20 protein-coding genes are annotated in these 17,825 nt (G+C 64.4%); 10 read left to right on the top strand and 10 right to left on the bottom strand.

Annotated features, from left to right (window positions below; translation table 11 throughout):
* Nucleotides 1–44: 44 nt before the first annotated feature.
* The 3 genes from AOT83_RS15135 to AOT83_RS15125 are packed head-to-tail and all read left to right on the top strand — an operon-like array spanning nt 45 to nt 2,565.
* A complete protein-coding gene (locus AOT83_RS15135; RefSeq protein WP_070928077.1) occupies nt 45–797 on the top strand; it encodes an SAM-dependent methyltransferase in 753 nt (250 codons plus the stop codon).
* A gap of 10 nt (nt 798–807) precedes the next feature.
* On the top strand, nt 808–1,596 hold the full coding sequence (locus AOT83_RS15130; protein WP_057964375.1) for a carbon-nitrogen hydrolase family protein: 789 nt from the start codon (nt 808–810) through the stop codon (nt 1,594–1,596).
* Nucleotides 1,597–1,611: 15 nt separating this feature from the next.
* A complete protein-coding gene (locus AOT83_RS15125; RefSeq protein ID WP_030096408.1) occupies nt 1,612–2,565 on the top strand; it encodes a DUF2993 domain-containing protein in 954 nt (317 codons plus the stop codon).
* Here the strand turns inward: AOT83_RS15125 and deoC are convergent.
* The gene (gene deoC, locus AOT83_RS15120) at nt 2,562–3,254 is read right to left on the bottom strand and encodes a deoxyribose-phosphate aldolase (RefSeq protein WP_057964374.1); all 693 of its coding nucleotides are present in this window, start codon (nt 3,252–3,254) and stop codon (nt 2,562–2,564) included. The genes AOT83_RS15125 and deoC overlap by 4 nt on opposite strands.
* 18 nt (nt 3,255–3,272) lie before the next feature.
* Here deoC and AOT83_RS15115 point away from each other — a divergent pair, with 18 nt between their 5' ends.
* A complete protein-coding gene (locus AOT83_RS15115) occupies nt 3,273–4,091 on the top strand; it encodes an isocitrate lyase/phosphoenolpyruvate mutase family protein (RefSeq protein ID WP_057964373.1) in 819 nt (272 codons plus the stop codon).
* 34 nt (nt 4,092–4,125) lie between these two features.
* Here the strand turns inward: AOT83_RS15115 and AOT83_RS15110 are convergent, their stop codons facing one another.
* The 6 genes from AOT83_RS15110 to AOT83_RS15085 form a co-directional block, all read right to left on the bottom strand.
* The gene (locus AOT83_RS15110) at nt 4,126–4,587 is read right to left on the bottom strand and encodes a transglycosylase family protein (protein ID WP_030096401.1); all 462 of its coding nucleotides are present in this window, start codon (nt 4,585–4,587) and stop codon (nt 4,126–4,128) included.
* A gap of 355 nt (nt 4,588–4,942) precedes the next feature.
* Entirely contained in the window at nt 4,943–5,320 is a 378-nt protein-coding gene (locus AOT83_RS15105; RefSeq protein ID WP_057964372.1) for a DUF2599 domain-containing protein, read from the bottom strand.
* Nucleotides 5,320–5,598, bottom strand: coding sequence for a DUF2516 family protein (locus AOT83_RS15100; RefSeq protein WP_030096399.1), 279 nt, complete (start codon nt 5,596–5,598; stop codon nt 5,320–5,322). Before AOT83_RS15100 ends, AOT83_RS15105 begins: the two co-directional genes overlap by 1 nt.
* A gap of 48 nt (nt 5,599–5,646) precedes the next feature.
* Nucleotides 5,647–6,297: a hypothetical protein gene (locus AOT83_RS15095; RefSeq protein ID WP_030096398.1), complete on the bottom strand. Its 651-nt coding sequence runs from the start codon at nt 6,295–6,297 to the stop codon at nt 5,647–5,649.
* Between the two features lie 32 nt (nt 6,298–6,329).
* A complete protein-coding gene (locus tag AOT83_RS15090) occupies nt 6,330–6,746 on the bottom strand; it encodes a helix-turn-helix transcriptional regulator (RefSeq protein ID WP_030096397.1) in 417 nt (138 codons plus the stop codon).
* Between the two features lie 99 nt (nt 6,747–6,845).
* Complete coding sequence (locus AOT83_RS15085; RefSeq protein WP_030096396.1) at nt 6,846–8,180, bottom strand: DUF445 domain-containing protein; 1,335 nt, start codon at nt 8,178–8,180, stop codon at nt 6,846–6,848.
* A gap of 76 nt (nt 8,181–8,256) precedes the next feature.
* On the opposite strand from AOT83_RS15085, the gene AOT83_RS15080 reads away from it, so the two are divergent.
* Together AOT83_RS15080 and AOT83_RS15075 are read left to right on the top strand one after the other, a co-directional pair.
* The gene (locus tag AOT83_RS15080; protein ID WP_030096395.1) at nt 8,257–8,976 is read left to right on the top strand and encodes a TetR/AcrR family transcriptional regulator; all 720 of its coding nucleotides are present in this window, start codon (nt 8,257–8,259) and stop codon (nt 8,974–8,976) included.
* 24 nt (nt 8,977–9,000) lie between these two features.
* Complete coding sequence (locus AOT83_RS15075) at nt 9,001–9,840, top strand: polyphosphate kinase 2 family protein (RefSeq protein WP_057964371.1); 840 nt, start codon at nt 9,001–9,003, stop codon at nt 9,838–9,840.
* Nucleotides 9,841–9,865: 25 nt separating this feature from the next.
* On the opposite strand, the gene AOT83_RS15070 is transcribed toward AOT83_RS15075, so the two are convergent.
* Both AOT83_RS15070 and AOT83_RS15065 read right to left on the bottom strand, forming a co-directional pair.
* Nucleotides 9,866–10,735, bottom strand: a complete 870-nt coding sequence (locus AOT83_RS15070) for a cyclopropane mycolic acid synthase family methyltransferase (RefSeq protein WP_030096393.1) — start codon at nt 10,733–10,735, stop codon at nt 9,866–9,868.
* Nucleotides 10,736–10,809: 74 nt separating this feature from the next.
* Nucleotides 10,810–11,469 carry a TetR/AcrR family transcriptional regulator gene (locus tag AOT83_RS15065; protein WP_030096392.1) on the bottom strand — a complete coding sequence of 220 codons (660 nt, stop codon included), beginning with the start codon at nt 11,467–11,469 and terminating at the stop codon, nt 10,810–10,812.
* 260 nt (nt 11,470–11,729) lie between these two features.
* On the opposite strand from AOT83_RS15065, the gene AOT83_RS15060 reads away from it, so the two are divergent.
* Genes AOT83_RS15060 through AOT83_RS15045 form a run of 4 tightly spaced genes read left to right on the top strand, consistent with a single transcriptional unit; the run spans nt 11,730 to nt 16,706 of the window.
* On the top strand, nt 11,730–13,280 hold the full coding sequence (locus AOT83_RS15060) for an amino acid permease (protein WP_046254855.1): 1,551 nt from the start codon (nt 11,730–11,732) through the stop codon (nt 13,278–13,280).
* Entirely contained in the window at nt 13,280–14,113 is an 834-nt protein-coding gene (locus AOT83_RS15055; RefSeq protein ID WP_057964370.1) for an urea amidolyase associated protein UAAP1, read from the top strand. Before AOT83_RS15060 ends, AOT83_RS15055 begins: the two co-directional genes overlap by 1 nt.
* Entirely contained in the window at nt 14,110–14,718 is a 609-nt protein-coding gene (locus AOT83_RS15050) for an urea amidolyase associated protein UAAP2 (RefSeq protein WP_165592882.1), read from the top strand. The genes AOT83_RS15055 and AOT83_RS15050 overlap by 4 nt, the downstream gene beginning before the upstream one ends.
* A 5-nt stretch (nt 14,719–14,723) precedes the next feature.
* The gene (locus AOT83_RS15045; protein WP_057964385.1) at nt 14,724–16,706 is read left to right on the top strand and encodes a 5-oxoprolinase/urea amidolyase family protein; all 1,983 of its coding nucleotides are present in this window, start codon (nt 14,724–14,726) and stop codon (nt 16,704–16,706) included.
* A 218-nt stretch (nt 16,707–16,924) separates the two neighbouring features.
* Here AOT83_RS15045 and AOT83_RS15040 read toward each other — a convergent pair whose 3' ends face one another.
* Nucleotides 16,925–17,794, bottom strand: a complete 870-nt coding sequence (locus AOT83_RS15040) for a 3-hydroxybutyryl-CoA dehydrogenase (protein ID WP_057964368.1) — start codon at nt 17,792–17,794, stop codon at nt 16,925–16,927.
* Between the last annotated feature and the right edge of the window lie 31 nt (nt 17,795–17,825).

Genomic DNA, 17,825 nt, shown 5'->3' with positions numbered 1-17,825 from the left:
GTCCCCGACCTGGGTCGTCTCCCACCACCCGCCCACAGGGGGCCATCACCCGTGGCACCACCGGGATCAACCGGCTGCGCCGCAGTGACCGCTGGCTGGTCCATCACCCCGAGGTGCAGGCAGTGCTGGCCGGTGCCGCCGACCCCCTGGTGGTCGATCTGGGATACGGCGCCATGCCCACCACCACCCTGGAGCTGGCCTCACGGCTGCGGACGGTTCGCAAGGATGTCCGGGTGGTGGGGCTGGAGATCGATCCGGCACGGGTGGTTCCCCCGCGTGACGGGGTCCATTTCGGTCTCGGCGGATTCGAGCTGGCAGGCCACACACCGGTTCTGGTGCGCGCCTTCAACGTGTTGCGCCAGTATCCGGAATCGGAGGTGGCGCAGGCCTGGACTATGATGGCGGCGCGGCTGGCGCCCGGCGGGCTCATCATCGAGGGCACCTGCGACGAGCTCGGCCGCCGCTGCGCCTGGCTACTGCTCGACGCGTCCGGACCGCGAACACTCACTCTCGCCTGCGATCCCTTCGATATCGACAAGCCATCCGATCTGGCCGAGCGACTACCGAAAGCCCTTATTCACCAAAATGTTCCGGGCCAGCCCATCCACGATCTACTCGCCGCGGCCGACCGCTGTTGGGCGTCGGCAGCACCGCACGGCGTGTTCGGCCCCCGAGTCCGTTGGCGAATGATGTTGAAATCACTGCGCGACAACGGTTTTCCTGTCGAGCCACAACGCCGACAGGTTCGTGATTGCATCTTGACGACACCGTGGGCAGCCGTCGCGCCACTGGCCTAGGCTTGGGGGCATGCGGATAGTGTTGGCGCAGATCACCAGCAGCGCCGATCCCACCGAGAACCTGGCCACCGTCGCGGCCAGGGTGCGTGACGCCGCCGACCAGGGCGCCGCCCTGATCGTCTTCCCGGAAGCCACCATGTGCCGATTCGGTGTACCCCTGCGCCCCGTCGCGCAGCCGGTGAACGGCCCCTGGGCAGACGGAGTCCGCACGATCGCGCAGGAGGCGGGACTGACCGTCGTCGTCGGGATGTTCACCCCCGCCTCGGACGGACGCGTCCACAACACGCTGCTGGCCACCGGCCCCGGCGTGGACACCCACTACGACAAGATCCATCTCTACGACGCGTTCGGCTTCCGTGAGTCGGCGACCGTCGCGCCCGGGGACAACCCGGTGCTCATCACGGTCGACGGTGTCACCGTCGGACTGACCACGTGCTACGACATCCGCTTCCCCGCCCTCTACACCGACCTGGCACGAAGCGGCGCGCAAGTGATCACGGTCAGCGCGTCCTGGGCCGCCGGGACCGGAAAATGGGATCAATGGACGCTGCTGGCACGGGCGCGGGCGGCCGATTCGACATGCTTCATCGCCGCATCCGACCAAGCGCTGCCCGCTCTGGAGGCACCTGCCAGCGGATCACCGACAGGGATCGGCGGCAGTCTGCTGGCCTCACCCACCGGCGAACTCATCGCACAGGCAGGTCCGGAACCGGAGCTCATCGTCGCGGATTTGAACCTGGACGCGGTTGCCGAGACCCGCAAGATCTTGCCCGTCCTTAACCCGTCCTCAGTCGAATAGGGCACAATCGCGCGGGTGACGACACCGCCTCAGCCGCCGCTCGGACCACCTGGATCGACACCTCCCGAGCCTTCGCCGTGGCAACCGCCGTCCCAGCAGGTTCCGCCCGCGCAGCAGGAGCACGCACCGACCCCGCCGCCGGAGCAGCTGCCAACCCAGCAGAGCCCGGTGGCGCCGCCGCCGGTCGAACCCCCGCCCGCAGAGGCACCGCCGCAGCCCGCCGAACCCGAGAAGGGTCGCGACTACAGGTCGCTGGTACTCATCGCGGTCATCGTCGTCGCCGTGTTCGTGGCCGCTGTACTCGGTATCGAGCTCTACGCACGCCAGCGGACCAGCAGCGAGGTGAACGCCGCCACCTCGTGCCTGGTGCAGGACGGCGCGACCGCGTCGTTCGGCCCGATGCCGCTCGTTGTGCAATACCTCGGCAATCACATCGATAAACTCACGATCAAGACCGCGGGCAACCAGATCGCACAGGCCAAGAAGATGTCCGTCGCCATCACGGTGCGTGACATCTCGCTGAAGAAGACCGCGGACTCGCTCGGCACGATCGGTCGCCTCGACGTGGAAGTGTCCTGGCCGACCGCCGGCATCACCGAGAGCGCCCGTGACCTCGTACCGGGAATGCTCGGCTCGTTGGTGGGCGATGCGACCACCAATGAATCCACCGGTGAGGTGACGCTGAGCGCTGCCGGAGGGCTGGCCCAGATCACCACCAAGCCGGTCATCAAGGACGGCATGGTGACGCTGCAGTCCGAGAACGTCTCCGCGTTTATCGGGCTGCCGCGCGAGATCATCCAGCCGGCGCTCGACACCTTCTCGAAGGGACTCGTCGGCGGCCAATACCCGATGGGGCTCAAGGCCCAAGAGGTCAAGGTCACCAACGACGGCATCACGGTGAAACTGTCGAGCACCAATCAGCCGATGAAGCCGGTCGAGAACCCCTGCCTGCAGAACCTGTCGTTCTAGTGCAGAAAGCCGTCCAATACGGCGCGGCTACTCGATAGACCGAGCCGGGTCGCGCCGGCCTGAAGCATGGCCGCGGCATCCTGCGCCGTGCGGATACCGCCACTCGCCTTGACCTCGAGCCGGCCGCCGACCGTCTCGGCCATGATCCGCACGGCCTCCACCGAGGCTCCGCCCGCCGGGTGAAATCCGGTGGAGGTCTTCACGAAATCGGCGCCGGCGGCCTCACTCACCCGGCTTGCCTGGCGGACGGCCTCGGCACCGCCATGTTCCAGCAGCGCCGCGGATTCGATGATGACCTTGAGGGTCGCCGACGGGATCGCACGCCGGACTGCCTCGATATCGGCCTGTACCGCGGCGAAATCGCCTGCGACCGCAGCGCCGACGTCGATCACCATGTCGATCTCCGCTGCACCCGCGGCCACGGCAAGGGCCGCCTCATGCGCCTTGACGGACGAAAGATGTTTTCCCGACGGAAATCCCGCGACCGCCGCAACAATCAGCCCGGGAGCCTCCACCGGCAGCATCGAAGGCGAAACGCATACGGCGAGCACTCCGAGATCGGTGGCCTCGGCGATGAGGGCTTGCACGTCCTCGGGTGTCGCTTCGGGTTTGAGCAGGGTGTGGTCGATGCGTGCGGCGACCTCCCCGCGCGTGGGCCAAACCGCCGGTGTGCCTACCGAATCCGTCATGGGCGTAGCGTCCCATACGTGACCTCCCAGCATGAGCGTGCGGTCGTGTTCGCTGCCCTTCACCAGTCCGGGACATTCGTGGTCCCCAACCCGTGGGATGCCGGGTCGGCCCGGATCCTCACCGGTTATGGCTTCCCCGCACTGGCCACCACCAGTGCCGGGTTGGCCTTCTCCCTCGGCCGGCAGGACGGCGCCAACCTGGTCAGCCAGGCCGAGACGCTGGCCAACGCGTCCCACATCGCGGCGGCCACGCACCTGCCGGTTTCGGCAGACCTGGAGAACGGCGGCCCCACCATCGGGGACATCGCCATGACCATCCGCGAAGCGGCGGCCTCGGGGTTGGTCGGCGGGTCGATCGAGGATGCCACCGGGATTCCGGACGCCCCGATCTTCCCGCTCGCCGAGGCGGTGGACCGCATCACGGCGGCAGCGCACACGGTGCGCGATCTCCCCTTTCCGTTCACGCTCACGGCCCGTGCCGAGAACTTTCTGTATGGCCGGGCAGACCTGGCCGACACCATCACACGACTGCAGGCATACGCCGATGCCGGTGCCGACGTGGTGTACGCACCGGGCCCGCCGGACGCAGACGCGGTCCGCGCGGTGTGCGCGGAGGTGGATCGCCCGGTCAATCTGCTGGCCGCCGGATTCGTGCTCAACCATTCGGTTGACGAGATCGCCCAGTGGGGCGTGCGCCGGATCAGTCTCGGGTCCGCGATGGCACGTGCGGCACTCGGGGCGTTTGTCGACGGAGCACGGGAAATCGCCCAGCATGGCACCTTCGGATTCGCGAGCCGAGCCATCCCCTATCCGCAAGCCAACGCCCTGTTTCCGTAAACCTTGCGGTGCACGTGCTCGGCCAGATACGCGACTAGCCCGCGGGAATCAGTCCTACGACACCGCTGCACATCTGCCGGAAGTTGACGATCCCGAAGATGCTGCCGCCGGGGACCAATTGGCATCCCGCGCGCCCACCGGTCATCGGGCCGCTGCCGCCACCGCCACATTCCGGCCACGCACCAAGGCCTTGCGACTGCAAAACACTCTCGGCAACGGCAATCTGCTGTTCACGGGAAGCATCGGCAGGATTACCCACACCGCCATGAGATGCCCACGTGGACGGCTTGAATTGCAGGCCACCATAGAAACCATTGCCGGTATTTGCCGACCAGTTTCCACCGGATTCACATTCGGCAATCGCGTCCCAATTCACAGAGTCGGCCGACGCGACGCTCGCGGTCATAGATAGCGACATCGCAAACAGCACATTCATGATCAGACACACCGCACGCCTATCGCGTACCCATCGTGCCCGGTCCATGACGACCTTCATGTCACTGCACCCCGATCCTCTGTGCCCGGAGAGATCACGTGATGCGTGATGTACCACCTGCCACTCCGGTCGTGATCAGATTGTGATCACTGGTGTAATCGTTACTCACGAGGTGTGCGTTACGCAAGCGGAGAATGGTAAGAAAAGTTGCCATTGGGCTGTCTGAGGCTTTAGTGAATTCTTACTTCCACCAATAACACCGAGATAAACCACCGGTCTCGGGTGAATTACACATATGTAATTCACGGGCGCCATTGATTCACGTCACACTGCAATTTGCTTACCTTTACGCGGCGCGCCATGAAGCCCCCGCCGCAGCGGCGAATCGCGGTGCCGGGAGCCGCCGCAGAGGGACCTAGACCTCAGGTCCGCCGGGGTTGCACTGAGACACCGTCATCAATGCCTCGTCCACCTGCGGCCGCCAGGGCTCCAGGTTCCAGCTCGGCTTGTTCGGAATGAACACCCGCCCGTACCAATGGCAGTCGAATTGCATTCGCATACCGGGCGATTGCGCGTCGGGGGCCAGTGCGAGGACCTCGGCCCAGGCGATATCGGCACCATCGGGCGCCTCATAGGTGCGCCCCAGCGGCGTTGGATAGACACGCAGTGTGCGCCCCAAAGATGTTGCATCCCAGGACACGTGGTCAATAAGCACGGGCCCGGCAGCAGCCACGGGTACCACATTCGCGGCCAGCAGCACGGCCGTCGCGACCAGCGCCGCGACCGCACGCATTAGCGTGACTTGCCCTGCACCTCAAGCACACGGGGCCGAACATCCACGAAGTACACCCCGGCGGCCACCGCGGCGATCCCAGCGGTCAACAGCTCCAACCCCGGAATCAGGGTGAGCACGGCCGCTCCGGCAAGAATGACTATCCAGGTGGTTTTGGTCTGCTTTTCTGCGGCCACGAACGCGTCCGCGGGCTGAATCGCGGCATGAACCAGCGCGACGATCGCCGCGATAAGAGCGACGAGGGAAATCAGCGCGAAGACATGAAAAGTGAAAGCCACCCGATCAGCCTACGTGGCTGATCGGGTGGCTGTCGGAGCTGGAAGTGCCTACTTCTGGGTGATGGTGCGGGTCGCCGCTTTCTTGGCCGGAGCCTTCTTGGCGGGCGCGGCCTTCTTGGCAGCAGCCTTGGCGGGGGCGGCCTTCTTGGCGGGCGCAGCCTTCTTGGCCGGAGCCTTCTTGGCGGGCGCGGCCTTGGTGGCCGGGGCGGCCTTGCTCGACAGGTCGATGCCGACCAGCTTGGCGGCACGCTCGCCGACGGCGCGGGTCTGGCTGGCCACGGTGCCCAGCGCCTGCTCGGTCAGCTCGGCGTAGTTGCCGACCAGACCCTCAGCGCGAGTCACGTTCTCCTCGATGCCGGGGGTGCTGCGGAGACGCTCGATGGCCTCTTCGCCACGCTCGGCGAGGTTGTTGTAGATATCGGTCGCCACCTGCAGGTAGGCCTCGGCGACCTTGCGCAGCTCTTCGGGGGTGAACCGGTCGCGCAGTTCGTTGACATCGGTGGGCAGCTCGGCCGACAGCTCGCGCAGCCGGTCGCGGGTCTCGTCCACGCGGGCGCCGGCCTCAGAGGCGGCTTCCTCGGCACGCTCGCGCAGCTTGACAACCACATCGGCGACGGCCGCCAGGGCAAGGTCACCGGCGCCGACGGCTACGTAGAACGGGGTTTTCAGGTCTTCGAACGAGGTGTTCTTCTTGGTCATGCCAGATTCCTTTCGGGGATGGGGAAAGTTATTCAGTTGTCGCCAGGGGACTCGGGGTCGGATTGAGCCAGGTCCGAATTTGCTTCGGCGTTTTGCTGAACGAATGAGCTGTAGACGTCCAACAACACCTGCTTCTGCCGCTCGGTGATGAAGGTATCGGCAATGATGGCGTCCCGTACCGGGCTGGCATCACTACGATCCAAAATGCCTGCACGCACGTATAACACCTCCGCCGAAACCCTTAGCGCCTTTGCGATTTGATTGAGCACCTCGGCCGACGGACGGCGCAGTCCGCGTTCGATCTGACTGAGGTACGGGTTGCTCACGCCGGCCTTCTCGGCCAGCTGACGCACGGAGACCTGTGCGGCCTCACGCTGTGCGCGGATGAAGCCTCCAATATCGGAAGCGGCGTTGCTCACAGCGGTGGCGAGGTCTGATTCCTGCGACATAAGAACCACGGTAAGCTGCAGTGCTAGCTATTGCAAGCACTTCTGTTAGCAATGTGGGCCAAGTCACTCCCAGTCGGGAATAGCCGGGTCAGGGCCTTTTTAGAAGAGCACCTGCGCGACGGTGTAGATCACCAAACCTGCCAGCGAACCCACCACTGTGCCGTTGATACGAATGAACTGCAGGTCACGGCCGACATGCAATTCGATCCGGCGACTGGCCTCCTCGGCGTCCCATCGCTCGATCGTTTCGGTGATGACGGCCGTTATCTCCGCGCCGTACTGATCCACCAGATGCCGGGCCGCACGCTCGACCCAACCGTCCACCTTGTCGCGCACGGACTCGTCGTCACGCAGCGTCTCCCCGATCCGCACCACCGTGTCAGCGATCCGGGTACGTAGCTCACTCGACGGATCATCCACCGACTCGGTGATCATCTTCTTGGCGGCGGACCAGGCGGTGGCGGCCGCGTTCTGGACTTCCGCGCGGGCCATCAACCGGGCCTTGATCGCTTCGGCCTTGGCGATGGTCAGGTCGTCGTGCTGCAGGTCATCGGCGAAGTCGTACAACAGCCTGTTCACGGACTGGCGGAGGTCGTGGTCGGGATTGCGACGCACCTTATCCGTGAAGTCGACCAGCTCGCGGTAAATGCGGTCACCCACGAAGTGATCGACGAATTTGGGGGTCCAGCTGGGCGAGTCACGCACCACTACTCGATCAATGGTGTCGCTGGCGCCCAGCGCCCATTCGAAGGCCCGATCGCACAGCAGCTGGATGACCGGTGCGTGGCGGTCCTCCTTGAGCACCGTCGAGAGCACGCGCCCCACCGGCGGCCCCCATTTGGGTTCGGCGATCCGGCGCACGATCACACTGTCGATGGTCTGCTGCACGTCCTCGTCGCGCAGCATCTGCGCGCCGACTCGAAGCACCGTGGAGGCTTCGGCTGCGACGCGCTCGGCATGCGACCGGTCGCTCATCCATTTACCCAGGCGGCCCGCGATCTGTGCATCGCGCACCTTTGCGGTGATGACCGCTGGCGACATGAAGTTTTCCCGGACGAAGTTCCCGAGCCCCTCGCCCAGCTGATCCTTCTTGCGTTTGATGATCGCGGTGTGCGGGATTTTTAGCCCGAGCGGGTGCCGGAACAATGCGGTTACAGCAAACCAGTCGGCAAGCGCGCCGACCATACCCGCCTCTGCTGCTGCTCCGACATAACCCACCCAGCCCGGCGCGCCCATCGACTGCCACCAACGGCACGCCAGAAACAGCACGGTGGCTCCGACCAGAAATCCCGTGGCCACGGCTTTCATTCGGCGAAGCTGTTTCCGGCGCTCCTCGTCGACGGCCGAATTGCCCATCGCGAAGACACCACCGGGTGCTTTCCGCGTGCGCGGCTGATCGCTGTGCTTGCCTGCCACGCCTCCATCATCCGGTATCGAGCGCGTTACGCATCCCCGAGGGGGCCGTCAAGTACTATCGGTTACAGATAACTATGGGAATGTGGCGATAACCGTGGCAAGTAAAACGCAGCCTGCGGCTATCAAGACTGATGGTCGCAAGCGCCGCTGGCATAAGCACAAGGTCGAACGACGTACCGAGCTCGTGGACGGCACTCTCGATGCCATCAGGCACCGGGGGCGCGATATCAGCATGGATGAGATCGCCTCCGACATCGGTGTCTCCAAGACGGTGCTCTACCGGTACTTCGTTGACAAGAACGATCTGACAACCGCAGTGATGACCCGGTTCGCGCAGACCACACTCATCCCCAAGATGGCTACGGCCCTGACTGCCCGCCTCGACGGCTACGACCTGACCCGGACCGTGATCAAGGTGTATGTCGAGACCGTGGCCGCCGAGCCAGAGATCTATCCGTTCGTCATGGCCAACAGCTCCACCAGCCGCAGCAAGGCCATCGCCGACTCCGAACGCATCATCGCGCGCATGCTCGCCCTGTCACTGCGTCGTCAGATGTCTGAAGCGTCGATGGACACCCACGGCGTGGAGCCGTGGGCGTACATGATCGTCGGCGGCGTCCAATTGGCCACTCACTCCTGGATGTCGCACCCGCGGATGAGCTCCGATGAGCTCATCGACTACCTGACGATGATCTCCTGGAACGCGGTGTTGGGCATCGTGGGTGTGGGGGGATCTCGCGAGACGTTCGTCGGCATGCCCCATCCGTCACCGGTTCCTCCCGCGCTACAAACGCGTCAAACCCACCCGGCGTAACCGACCTCGCTAGGGTCACAGGGCATGACCCTCAAGATCGACACGTCCGCTCTGCGCTACCGGCCCGGCCTGAACTTCGCCGATGTCGATACCCGTTCCACACCGGGGTTCGATGGGGCGCGAGAGGACGGCGAGGCCCTGCAGGCGGAGCTGTCCGAACGCCTGGGGCTGCTGCAGGAGATGCTGTACGCCAACGGGCGCAGCGGAGACCATCGCTCGGTGCTGCTGGTTCTGCAGGGCATGGACACCTCCGGTAAGGGAGGCATCGTCAAACATGTTGTCGGGCAAGTCGATCCGCAGGGAATTGAACATGCGAGCTTCGGGGTGCCCACCGAGGAAGAGCGTAAGCACCACTACCTGTGGCGGATTCGCAACGCCCTGCCCGCCGGTGGGCAGCTTGGGGTCTTCGACCGGTCGCACTATGAGGACGTCCTGGTGGTGCGGGTCCACGACCTGGTGCCTCCGACGGTCTGGGGCGCCCGCTACGACGAGATCAACGCCTTCGAGAAAGAGCTGACGGAGACCGGCACGACGATCCTCAAGGTCGCACTGGTCGTATCACTCGACGAACAGAAGAAACGCCTGGCCGAGCGCCTGGACCGTCCGGACAAGTACTGGAAGTTCAATCCCAACGACATCGACGAGCGCGCGTTCTGGCCCGCCTACCAGGAGGCCTATCAAGCGGTGCTGGAGCAGACCAGCACCGAGTACGCGCCCTGGCACGTCATTCCCTGCGACCGCAAGTGGTTCAGCAGGCTCGCGGTAACCGCACTTCTCGACGAAACACTGGATAGCCTCAATCTCTCGTGGCCGCCCGCTGATTTCGACATTGAGGAACAGAAACGCCGCCTCGCGCAAGCGTGAGACGGCGTCGACCTGTTAAGTCTCGCTATTTGACAAGGGTGAACTGACCGACGTTGGTGATACCGCGACGGAAGAAGTCCGCGCAACCGGTCAGGTACCGCATGAAGCGGTCGTAAACCTCTTGGGACTGAATCTTGATGGCTTCCTCGCGGCGCTGTTCAAGATTATGTGCCCAGATATCCAAGGTCTTGGCATAGTGCGGCTGCAGCAAATGCACCCGCTCCAGCGTGAACCCGGAGCCAGCAGCTAGCTGTTCGATATCCTCCACCGCCGGCAACTGCCCACCGGGGAAGATCTCCTCGCCGATGAACTTCATGAATTTCAGGTCACTAATGGTGAGCGGAATTCCATTTTCCCGGAAGAATTTCTGGGTGTGGGCCAGAATCGTATGCAGAAGCATTCGACCGTCATTGGGAAGAATGTCATATGCACGTTCAAAGAAGATCGGGTAGCGCTCCTGCTTGAATGCTTCGAATGCGCCGATCGTCACAATTCGATCGACTTTATCGTTGAATTCTTCCCAACCCTGCATGCGAATGTCAGCGGTACGGCCGGTCTCCGCGGCCACCTTCGCCAAGCGTGTACGGCTGTACTCGCTCTGGTTCTTGCTCAGCGTGATACCAACGACGTTGACGTCGAACTTACGCATGGCGCGCTCCAGGCAGGCACCCCAGCCACAGCCGATGTCCAGCAGCGTCATCCCGGGCTCAAGGTTGAGCTTGCCCAGCGCCAGGTCGAACTTGGCCAGCTGCGCCTCGGCGAGAGTCAGGTCGTCGCGCTCGAAGTACGCACAGGTGTAGCCCATGGTTTCTTCGTCAAGGAAAAGGCCATAAAATTCGTCCGAAATGTCGTATATGGACTGAGATTCCTCGTAGTACGGCTTCAGATCGGACATTTACTACAGCACCTAATTCCCATCACATTTTGGCTACTCTGTACTGGACGGCACCCTAGCACGATCAACTGTGCCTACCTCTTAGGAACGGCCACCGGCCAGTCCAACTGCCCCAACAGCGCCCTGGCCGCCCCTTCTACCTGTTGAGCATCCTCTGTGACCCCCAGAACGCGCAAGGTCGCGTCCGCCAACGCCTCCGGAGAGATCGAGTCACCGTCGGCACGAAGCATGATGACCGACTCGACGAGCCGGAAAGGTAGCCGCTCCACCCCGTCACGGACCATGTCCGCGCGGCCGGCCGCCGCCGCCAGATCCTGATAGTGCATGCGGAGCTGGTCTCGCTTACCCCGGAACAGCGCGAATCGATCGGCGCGCAGATCGGGTAGTAGATAAAGCGCGCCCAGGTTCCATCGACTCGCCGCCAGCTGGGCGGCATCGGCCAGCGCCAGCGCGTACAGACGCACGACCGGCGGCTCCGGACGGTCGGCAATCAGTCCCGCGTAGTGCAGGGGCTGGTCGATCGTCATCGCCAGCAGCGCATCGAGGATGTCGTCCTTGGTCTTGAAGTGGTAATACAGCGAGGCCTGCTGCACGCCCACCGACTCGGCGATGCGCCGGGTGGTGGTTGCCGCGAACCCATCGGTGGTGAACAACTCGGCCGAGGCGTCGAGAATCTCGTCGCGGGTGGTTTTTCCCTCGCGAATAGGACTAGTGCGCCGCGGTCGTCCTGACATTGTGCCGACCCTTCCATGTACCGCTCGGCAACGCCTTCATTCCATCGGGTGGTGAGCGTTTCGTCATCGCTGCGACATCTGCGAAACGACAATGTTACACCGCGCCCACGTTCCGAAACGGCACTGTCACCCATGCGCACCGGGCGCCCGTCAGACTTACTTACCTATCGCATGACAGATATTTCTTCCCACATAGACGTGGGTTTTCCAACCCACACAGGGCGCATAAACGGTGCCCGAGGACCGACTTGGGAGTGCCCATGAACGCCCCGACGGCCACCGAATCCGCGGCCCGGTCCGCGGCGAGCATCGCCGGCTCCGACTCCGACGACCTTGCCGCATTCGGCTACAAACCTCAGCTACACCGAAGCCTTGGCAAATTCGCATCCTTCGCAGCCGGATTCTCGTTCGTCTCGATCTTGACGACGATCTTCCAGCTGTTCGCATTCGGGTTCAGCTTCGGCGGCCCGGCCTTCTTCTGGACCTGGCCGATCGTCTTCGCCGGGCAGTACATGGTGGCGCTGAACTTCGCCGAACTCGCGGCGCGCTACCCCATCTCCGGGGCCATCTATCAATGGGCCCGGCGGCTCGGCGGTGCCGTGGTGGGCTGGTTCGCGGGCTGGTTCATGATCATCGCCCAGATCGTCACCGCATCCGCGGCGGCCATCGCCCTGCAGGTGGTCCTGCCGACGATCTGGAGCGGATTCCAGCTCATCGGCACCGACTCCTCGTTGACGAGTGTCAGCGGCGCCTCGAACGCGGTGTTGTTGGGATCGCTGCTTCTGGTCGCGACCACGGCAATCAACGCCGTCGGGGTCAACTGGATGTCCCGCATCAACTCCATCGGCGTCACCTGTGAGATCGTCGGCGTGGTCGCCGTGGTGGGCATGCTCTTCGCCAGCGCCGAACGCGGTCCGAGCGTGGTGCTACACACCGGCGAGGCCGGCAGCGGCTATCCGTGGGCATTCCTGGCAGCGGGACTCATGGCCGCTTATGTGCTTGTCGGATTCGGCTCGGCCAGTGAACTCGCCGAGGAAACCCGGAACCCGCGCCGAGTCGCCCCGCGCACCATCCTGTCCGCGATCGTGGTGTCGGCGATCGGCGGGGCGCTGATGATTCTGGGCGCCCTGATGGCCGCCCCCAGCCTGACCGACGGCCAGCTCGCCACCGGCGGCCTACCTTATGTATTGGACAGCAAGCTGGCCTCCCCGTTCGGCACCCTGCTGCTCGTCGACGTGGCGATCGCGGTGTTTGTCTGCACCCTGGCCATCCAGACCGCGGCCTCACGCTTGATGTTCTCGATGGCCCGCGACGGCAAGCTGCCGTTCTCCTCCGTGCTCTCGCATGTGAACCCACGAACCGGCACACCCATCGCACCAGCGGTGGTGGTCGGGGTGTGCTGTGTGTTGATCCTGGTGGTCAATTTCGGCAATGCCGCACTGTTCACGAGCCTCTGCAGCGTCTGTATCGCATTGATCTACCTCGCCTACCTGATGGTCACCACTCCGTTATTGTTGCGCCGCTTGGGCATCGGCGGCAGCAAGTGGGATGCGAATGTGGGTCAGACCGATGCCGACGGACGAAAGCTCTTCTCTCTCGGACGATTCGGGCTCCCGATTAACATCCTTGCCGTCTGCTACGGCGCCTTCATGGTGCTCAACCTGTCCTGGCCGCGCGCGGCCGTTTTCGACCCGACCGGCACACACCCCTACCTGGTGTGGATAGCTCCGATCTGTATCGCCGCGGTGCTCATCGCCGGGATCGCGGCCTATCCGCGACGTGCCGATTCCACCACCGAGGAGCTCTCCTGATGACCACCGCTACCACCAAGGGAGCGCGCGACCACGCCCGCGCACAAGCAGGCCAGATCACCGACGCGATGCCGGTGCTGCCCGCCTCGAACTGGCCCTGGACGCCCGATGATGTCGACCCGCTAACGCTCACCTGGGCTGAGACCATCCCCGGCGGCCGGTACGCAGGCAAGGTGCTCGGACGCGGCACTCGACTCCGGCTCACCGACGTCACCGGCTCGGCGTGCGTGAGCGTAGTGCTGCTGCGCGCCGATGCCCCATGGGAGCGGCTCAACGTCGCCGACACCGTCAAGGTGCCGTGGCAGGCTTATCTCGGCACCGGGCATCCCCTGCTCTCGGATCAGGGCCGGGTGCTGGCCACCATCGTCGCCGACAGCTCCGGACATCACGACACCTTCTGCGGGACCAGCACGCTGACCGCGAATACCGCCAAATATGGTGCAGGCGATCTCTATTCGAAGAGCCCCGCAGGGCGTGAGCTGTTCACGTTGGCCGCCGCAAAGCACGGGCTGGCTCCGCGTGACATCGGTCCATCGGTGTCGTTCTTCCATGGAGTACGTGCCGGCGCCGACGGCGCACTACACAGCACCGGCAACGCCGGCGCGGGGGCTGCGGTGGATCTGCTGATCCACCTGCCGGTGATTGTCCTGCTGGTGAACACCGCCCACCCCCTCGATCCGTCGCAGACCTTCGACACGGGGCCCGCCCAGGTGCTGGCCTGGCCCGCACTCGATGAGTTGGTCGACCTACCCAATAGCGATCCGGAATACCAACGTGCGGTGCTCAACACCGAAGACGCCTGGGCCGCCGCCCGGAACGGAGAAATGCTGTGACAAAACCGGTTCTCGACGAAGTCGTCCCTGCCCGTGCCCCGTGGAGCGCTGTCGTCGCCGCCGGGGATGTACTCACGATCATCGACCTGAAGGGCAACCAGGCAGTCGACACACTCTTGTACTCGGCGACTGACACCGCCGTGCGTTACTCGGCGCAGACGACCATCGCGGCACAGTCAAACCTGTTCCTGCGCAGTGGAACAGTGCTGCGCGCAGAAGACGGTAGCCCGCTGATGACCATCGTGGAGGACGAAGTCGGCAGCCACGACACGATCGGTGGGGCATGCTCGCAGGAATCGAACACCCTGCGTTACGGCCACCACACCAAACACCAGCACGCGTGCGTGGAGAATTTTCTGCTGGAAGGCGCCAAGTGGGGTCTGGGTAAACGAGATCTGGTGTCCAACATCAACTTCTATATGAACGTGCCGGTGGATGAGGACGGGACACTCGGGATTGTCGACGGCCTTTCGGCACCGGGAAAGAAGATCAAACTCCGCGCCGAGGTCGACACCCTGGTGCTGGTATCGAACTGCCCGCAGATCAACAACCCGTGCAACGGATTCGATCCCACCCCGGTGCGAATGGTGGTGGAGAGCGCATGAGCACCATGACGGTCACAGCACCCGGCATGCTCACGACGGTGCAAGACTGGCCCGGACGCACCGGGTACTGGCAGGTGGGTGTGCCACCGTCCGGCCCGATGGACGACCTGTCGTTCCGGCTCGGCAACAAGGCCGTCGGCAACCCCGAGGGCGCCGCGGGACTGGAGGCGACACTCGCCGGTCCCACCCTACGTTTCGCCGAAGACACGCTTGTGTGCGTGACTGGCGCACCGGCACCGGTGACCCTCAACGGCAGGCCGGTCCCCCAGTGGCGTGCCATCACCGTTCCCGCGGGCGGCACGCTGTCGGTGGGTGCCGCGGCCGACACCGGCATGCGGATCTACGTACTGATCGCCGGCGGCATCGAGGTTCCGCAATTCCTGGGCAGCGCAGCCACTTTCACCCTCGGCGGGTTCGGCGGTCCGGCGGGACGTGCCCTGACCGCCGGGGATACCCTCCCGCTGGGCCACTCCGGTGGCACCGAACCGCAATGCATTCCCGGTGACGCGCAACCGGCCATCGGCCATCACTGGGAGCTCGCGGTCACCGAGGGGCCACACGGCGCACCCGACTTCTTCACCCGCAGCGATATCGACGAACTGCTGTCCACCGACTACGAGGTCCATTTCAACTCCGACCGCACCGGGGTGCGCCTCATCGGCCCCAAACCTCAATGGGCGCGCACCGATGGTGGCGAGGCTGGCCTGCATCCGTCGAACATCCATGACAATGCGTATTCGATTGGCGCCCTGGACTTCACCGGCGACACCCCCATTCTGCTCGGCCCCGATGGCCCCAGCCTGGGCGGGTTCGTCTGCCCGGTCACGGTGGTTTCGGCCGACCGGTGGAAGCTGGGGCAGCTGCGCGCCGGCGATACCCTCCGGTTCGTCAGAATCGAGGCCTCCCGCAGCGCATCGCTGCGCTCGATCGGTATCGATCGGCGTGGGCACTGGCCCTCGGTGTTCTCCACTCGTGGCGACGGCGACGACGGCGTACTGGCCTACCGTCCGGCACGTGAGGACGCACCCGATGTGACGTACCGGCGCAGCGGCGATGACAACATTCTGGTCGAATATGGCGACATCACACTGGATTTGGCCCTACGCGCGCGCGTACACGCATTGCACCAGCGGCTCGAGGACACCCACACCAACGGCATCGTCGATCTGACTCCGGGCATCCGTTCGCTACAGGTGCACTTCGATCCCGACAGGCTGCCCATGGGCAAGGTGCTGGGGCTACTGGACGATATCGACGAGCATCTGCCCGCCTCCGACGAGCTGGTGGTGCCCAGCCGCCGGGTGGCCATGCCCCTATCGTGGGACGACCCCTCGGCCCGCGACGCCATGGAGCGCTACCGCCTGGGTGTGCGCGCGGACGCCCCGTGGATGCCATGGAACATCGAATTCATCAGGCGCATCAACGGCCTGGACACTGTCGACGATGTCTATCGCACGGTGTACGACGCGTCATATCTAGTGCTGGGCCTGGGTGATGTTTACCTGGGCGCACCCGTGGCCACCCCCGTCGATCCCCGGCATCGCCTGGTGACCACCAAGTACAACCCGGCGCGTACCTGGACCCCCGAGAACGCCGTCGGTATCGGCGGGGCATATCTGTGCATCTACGGCATGGAGGGACCCGGCGGATATCAGCTGGTGGGGCGGACCGTACAGATCTGGAACCATCGGCATCCGGACAACGCCGGCGCGTTCGAACCCGGAACGCCGTGGCTGCTGCGGTTCTTCGACCAGATCAGCTGGTACCCGGTGAGCTCCGAAGAGCTGCTTGAGCTGCGCGACGAGCTTGCCACCGGGCGCGGTGACGGCGGCGTGAAGATCACCGACGGTGAGTTTTCCATGGCGGAGTACTCGACGTTCCTTGCCCAAAACGCGACGTCAATAGGCGGGTTCCGCGATCACCAACGCTCGGCATACGCGGCCGAGCGCGAAGCATGGAGCACTGCGGGCGAATTCGCCCGGGTCTAGCAAGTGAGCGCCCCGAACCCCTCGCTCGCGAATACCGGGGCGTGTCACTTTGCTGTCTGAATTAACCACCCCAGGCGATCTTGGTCAAGAGAAATGGGCACACCGACATTTCCAGGGGCCGAGAGCGACGCCGTCGCCAAACACGGCGAGGGCGCACCGTTCGCACACAATCGGGCTGAGGTCTGTGCGTACGGTGCGCCCTCGCGCTGTGGGGTGGCTTACTTGGCCTTGTATTCGTAGAACCCGACGCCACTCTTCTTGCCAAGGCGCCCGGCCTCGACCATCCGGAGCAACAGCGGCGGAGCCGCATACAGCGGCTCCTTGTACTCGTCGTACATCGAATCGGCGATGAGCTTGAGGGTGTCCAGGCCCACCAGGTCCGAAAGGCGCAGCGGCCCCATCGGGTGCGAGAGCCCCGCCACGACCGCCTTGTCGATGTCTTCGACTGTGGCAAAACCAGATTCGGCCATCCGGATGGCCGCCAACAGGTAGGGCACCAGCAGGAAGTTGACCACGAAACCTGAGCGATCGGCAGCACGGACAACCTGCTTACCCAGCACCTCGCTGGCGAAGGCCTCGGTGCGCGCGGCTGCCTCGGGCGTCGTCACCAGCGTCGAGATGAGCTCGACGAGCGGCAGGACCGGCACCGGGTTGAAGAAGTGCAGCCCCAGCACGCGGCCTGGATTCTTGGTCGCCGCAGCGATCTTCATGATCGGGATACTGGAGGTGTTCGACGCGAGAACCGCATCGGGATCGGTGATCACCTCGTCGAGCTTGGCGAAGATCGAGGATTTGATGGACTCGTCCTCGATGACCGCCTCGATGACCAGCTGACGATCAGAGAAGTCGGCCAGATCGGTGGTGAACTTCAGGTTGGCGACGGCGGCATCGCGCTCACGCTCGGTGATCTTCCCCGCGGAGACGCCGCGGTCCAGCGACTTGGTGATGCGGTCGCGACCTGCAGTCGTCAGCGCCTCGGTGGTCTCGAACACCAGGACGTCGACACCGGCACGTGCCGACACCTCGGCGATACCCGCGCCCATCTGTCCGGCGCCGATAACTCCTACGCGCGTGATTCCATCCGTCATCTTCGTGCTACTCCCTGAACATCGTTGTTAG

The sequence above is a fragment of the Mycobacteroides sp. H001 genome (genome assembly GCF_001440005.1).
Taxonomy (GTDB): domain Bacteria; phylum Actinomycetota; class Actinomycetes; order Mycobacteriales; family Mycobacteriaceae; genus Mycobacterium; species Mycobacterium gwanakae.
Note: the sequence above shows the minus strand (reverse complement) of the source record. Positions and strands in the feature narration are given on the sequence as shown.

Excerpts from the sequence above, each read along its gene's own strand:
- AOT83_RS15130 (WP_057964375.1), top strand. The coding sequence starts at position 808 with ATGCGGATAGTGTTGGCGCAGATCACCAGCAGCGCCGATCCCACCGAG.
- deoC (WP_057964374.1), bottom strand. The coding sequence starts at position 3,254 with ATGACGGATTCGGTAGGCACACCGGCGGTTTGGCCCACGCGCGGGGAG.
- AOT83_RS15110 (WP_030096401.1), bottom strand. The coding sequence starts at position 4,587 with ATGAAGGTCGTCATGGACCGGGCACGATGGGTACGCGATAGGCGTGCG.
- AOT83_RS15105 (WP_057964372.1), bottom strand. The coding sequence starts at position 5,320 with ATGCGTGCGGTCGCGGCGCTGGTCGCGACGGCCGTGCTGCTGGCCGCG.
- AOT83_RS15095 (WP_030096398.1), bottom strand. The coding sequence starts at position 6,297 with ATGACCAAGAAGAACACCTCGTTCGAAGACCTGAAAACCCCGTTCTAC.
- AOT83_RS15090 (WP_030096397.1), bottom strand. The coding sequence starts at position 6,746 with ATGTCGCAGGAATCAGACCTCGCCACCGCTGTGAGCAACGCCGCTTCC.
- AOT83_RS15075 (WP_057964371.1), top strand. The coding sequence starts at position 9,001 with ATGACCCTCAAGATCGACACGTCCGCTCTGCGCTACCGGCCCGGCCTG.
- AOT83_RS15070 (WP_030096393.1), bottom strand. The coding sequence starts at position 10,735 with ATGTCCGATCTGAAGCCGTACTACGAGGAATCTCAGTCCATATACGAC.
- AOT83_RS15065 (WP_030096392.1), bottom strand. The coding sequence starts at position 11,469 with ATGTCAGGACGACCGCGGCGCACTAGTCCTATTCGCGAGGGAAAAACC.
- AOT83_RS15060 (WP_046254855.1), top strand. The coding sequence starts at position 11,730 with ATGAACGCCCCGACGGCCACCGAATCCGCGGCCCGGTCCGCGGCGAGC.
- AOT83_RS15055 (WP_057964370.1), top strand. The coding sequence starts at position 13,280 with ATGACCACCGCTACCACCAAGGGAGCGCGCGACCACGCCCGCGCACAA.
- AOT83_RS15045 (WP_057964385.1), top strand. The coding sequence starts at position 14,724 with ATGACGGTCACAGCACCCGGCATGCTCACGACGGTGCAAGACTGGCCC.
- AOT83_RS15040 (WP_057964368.1), bottom strand. The coding sequence starts at position 17,794 with ATGACGGATGGAATCACGCGCGTAGGAGTTATCGGCGCCGGACAGATG.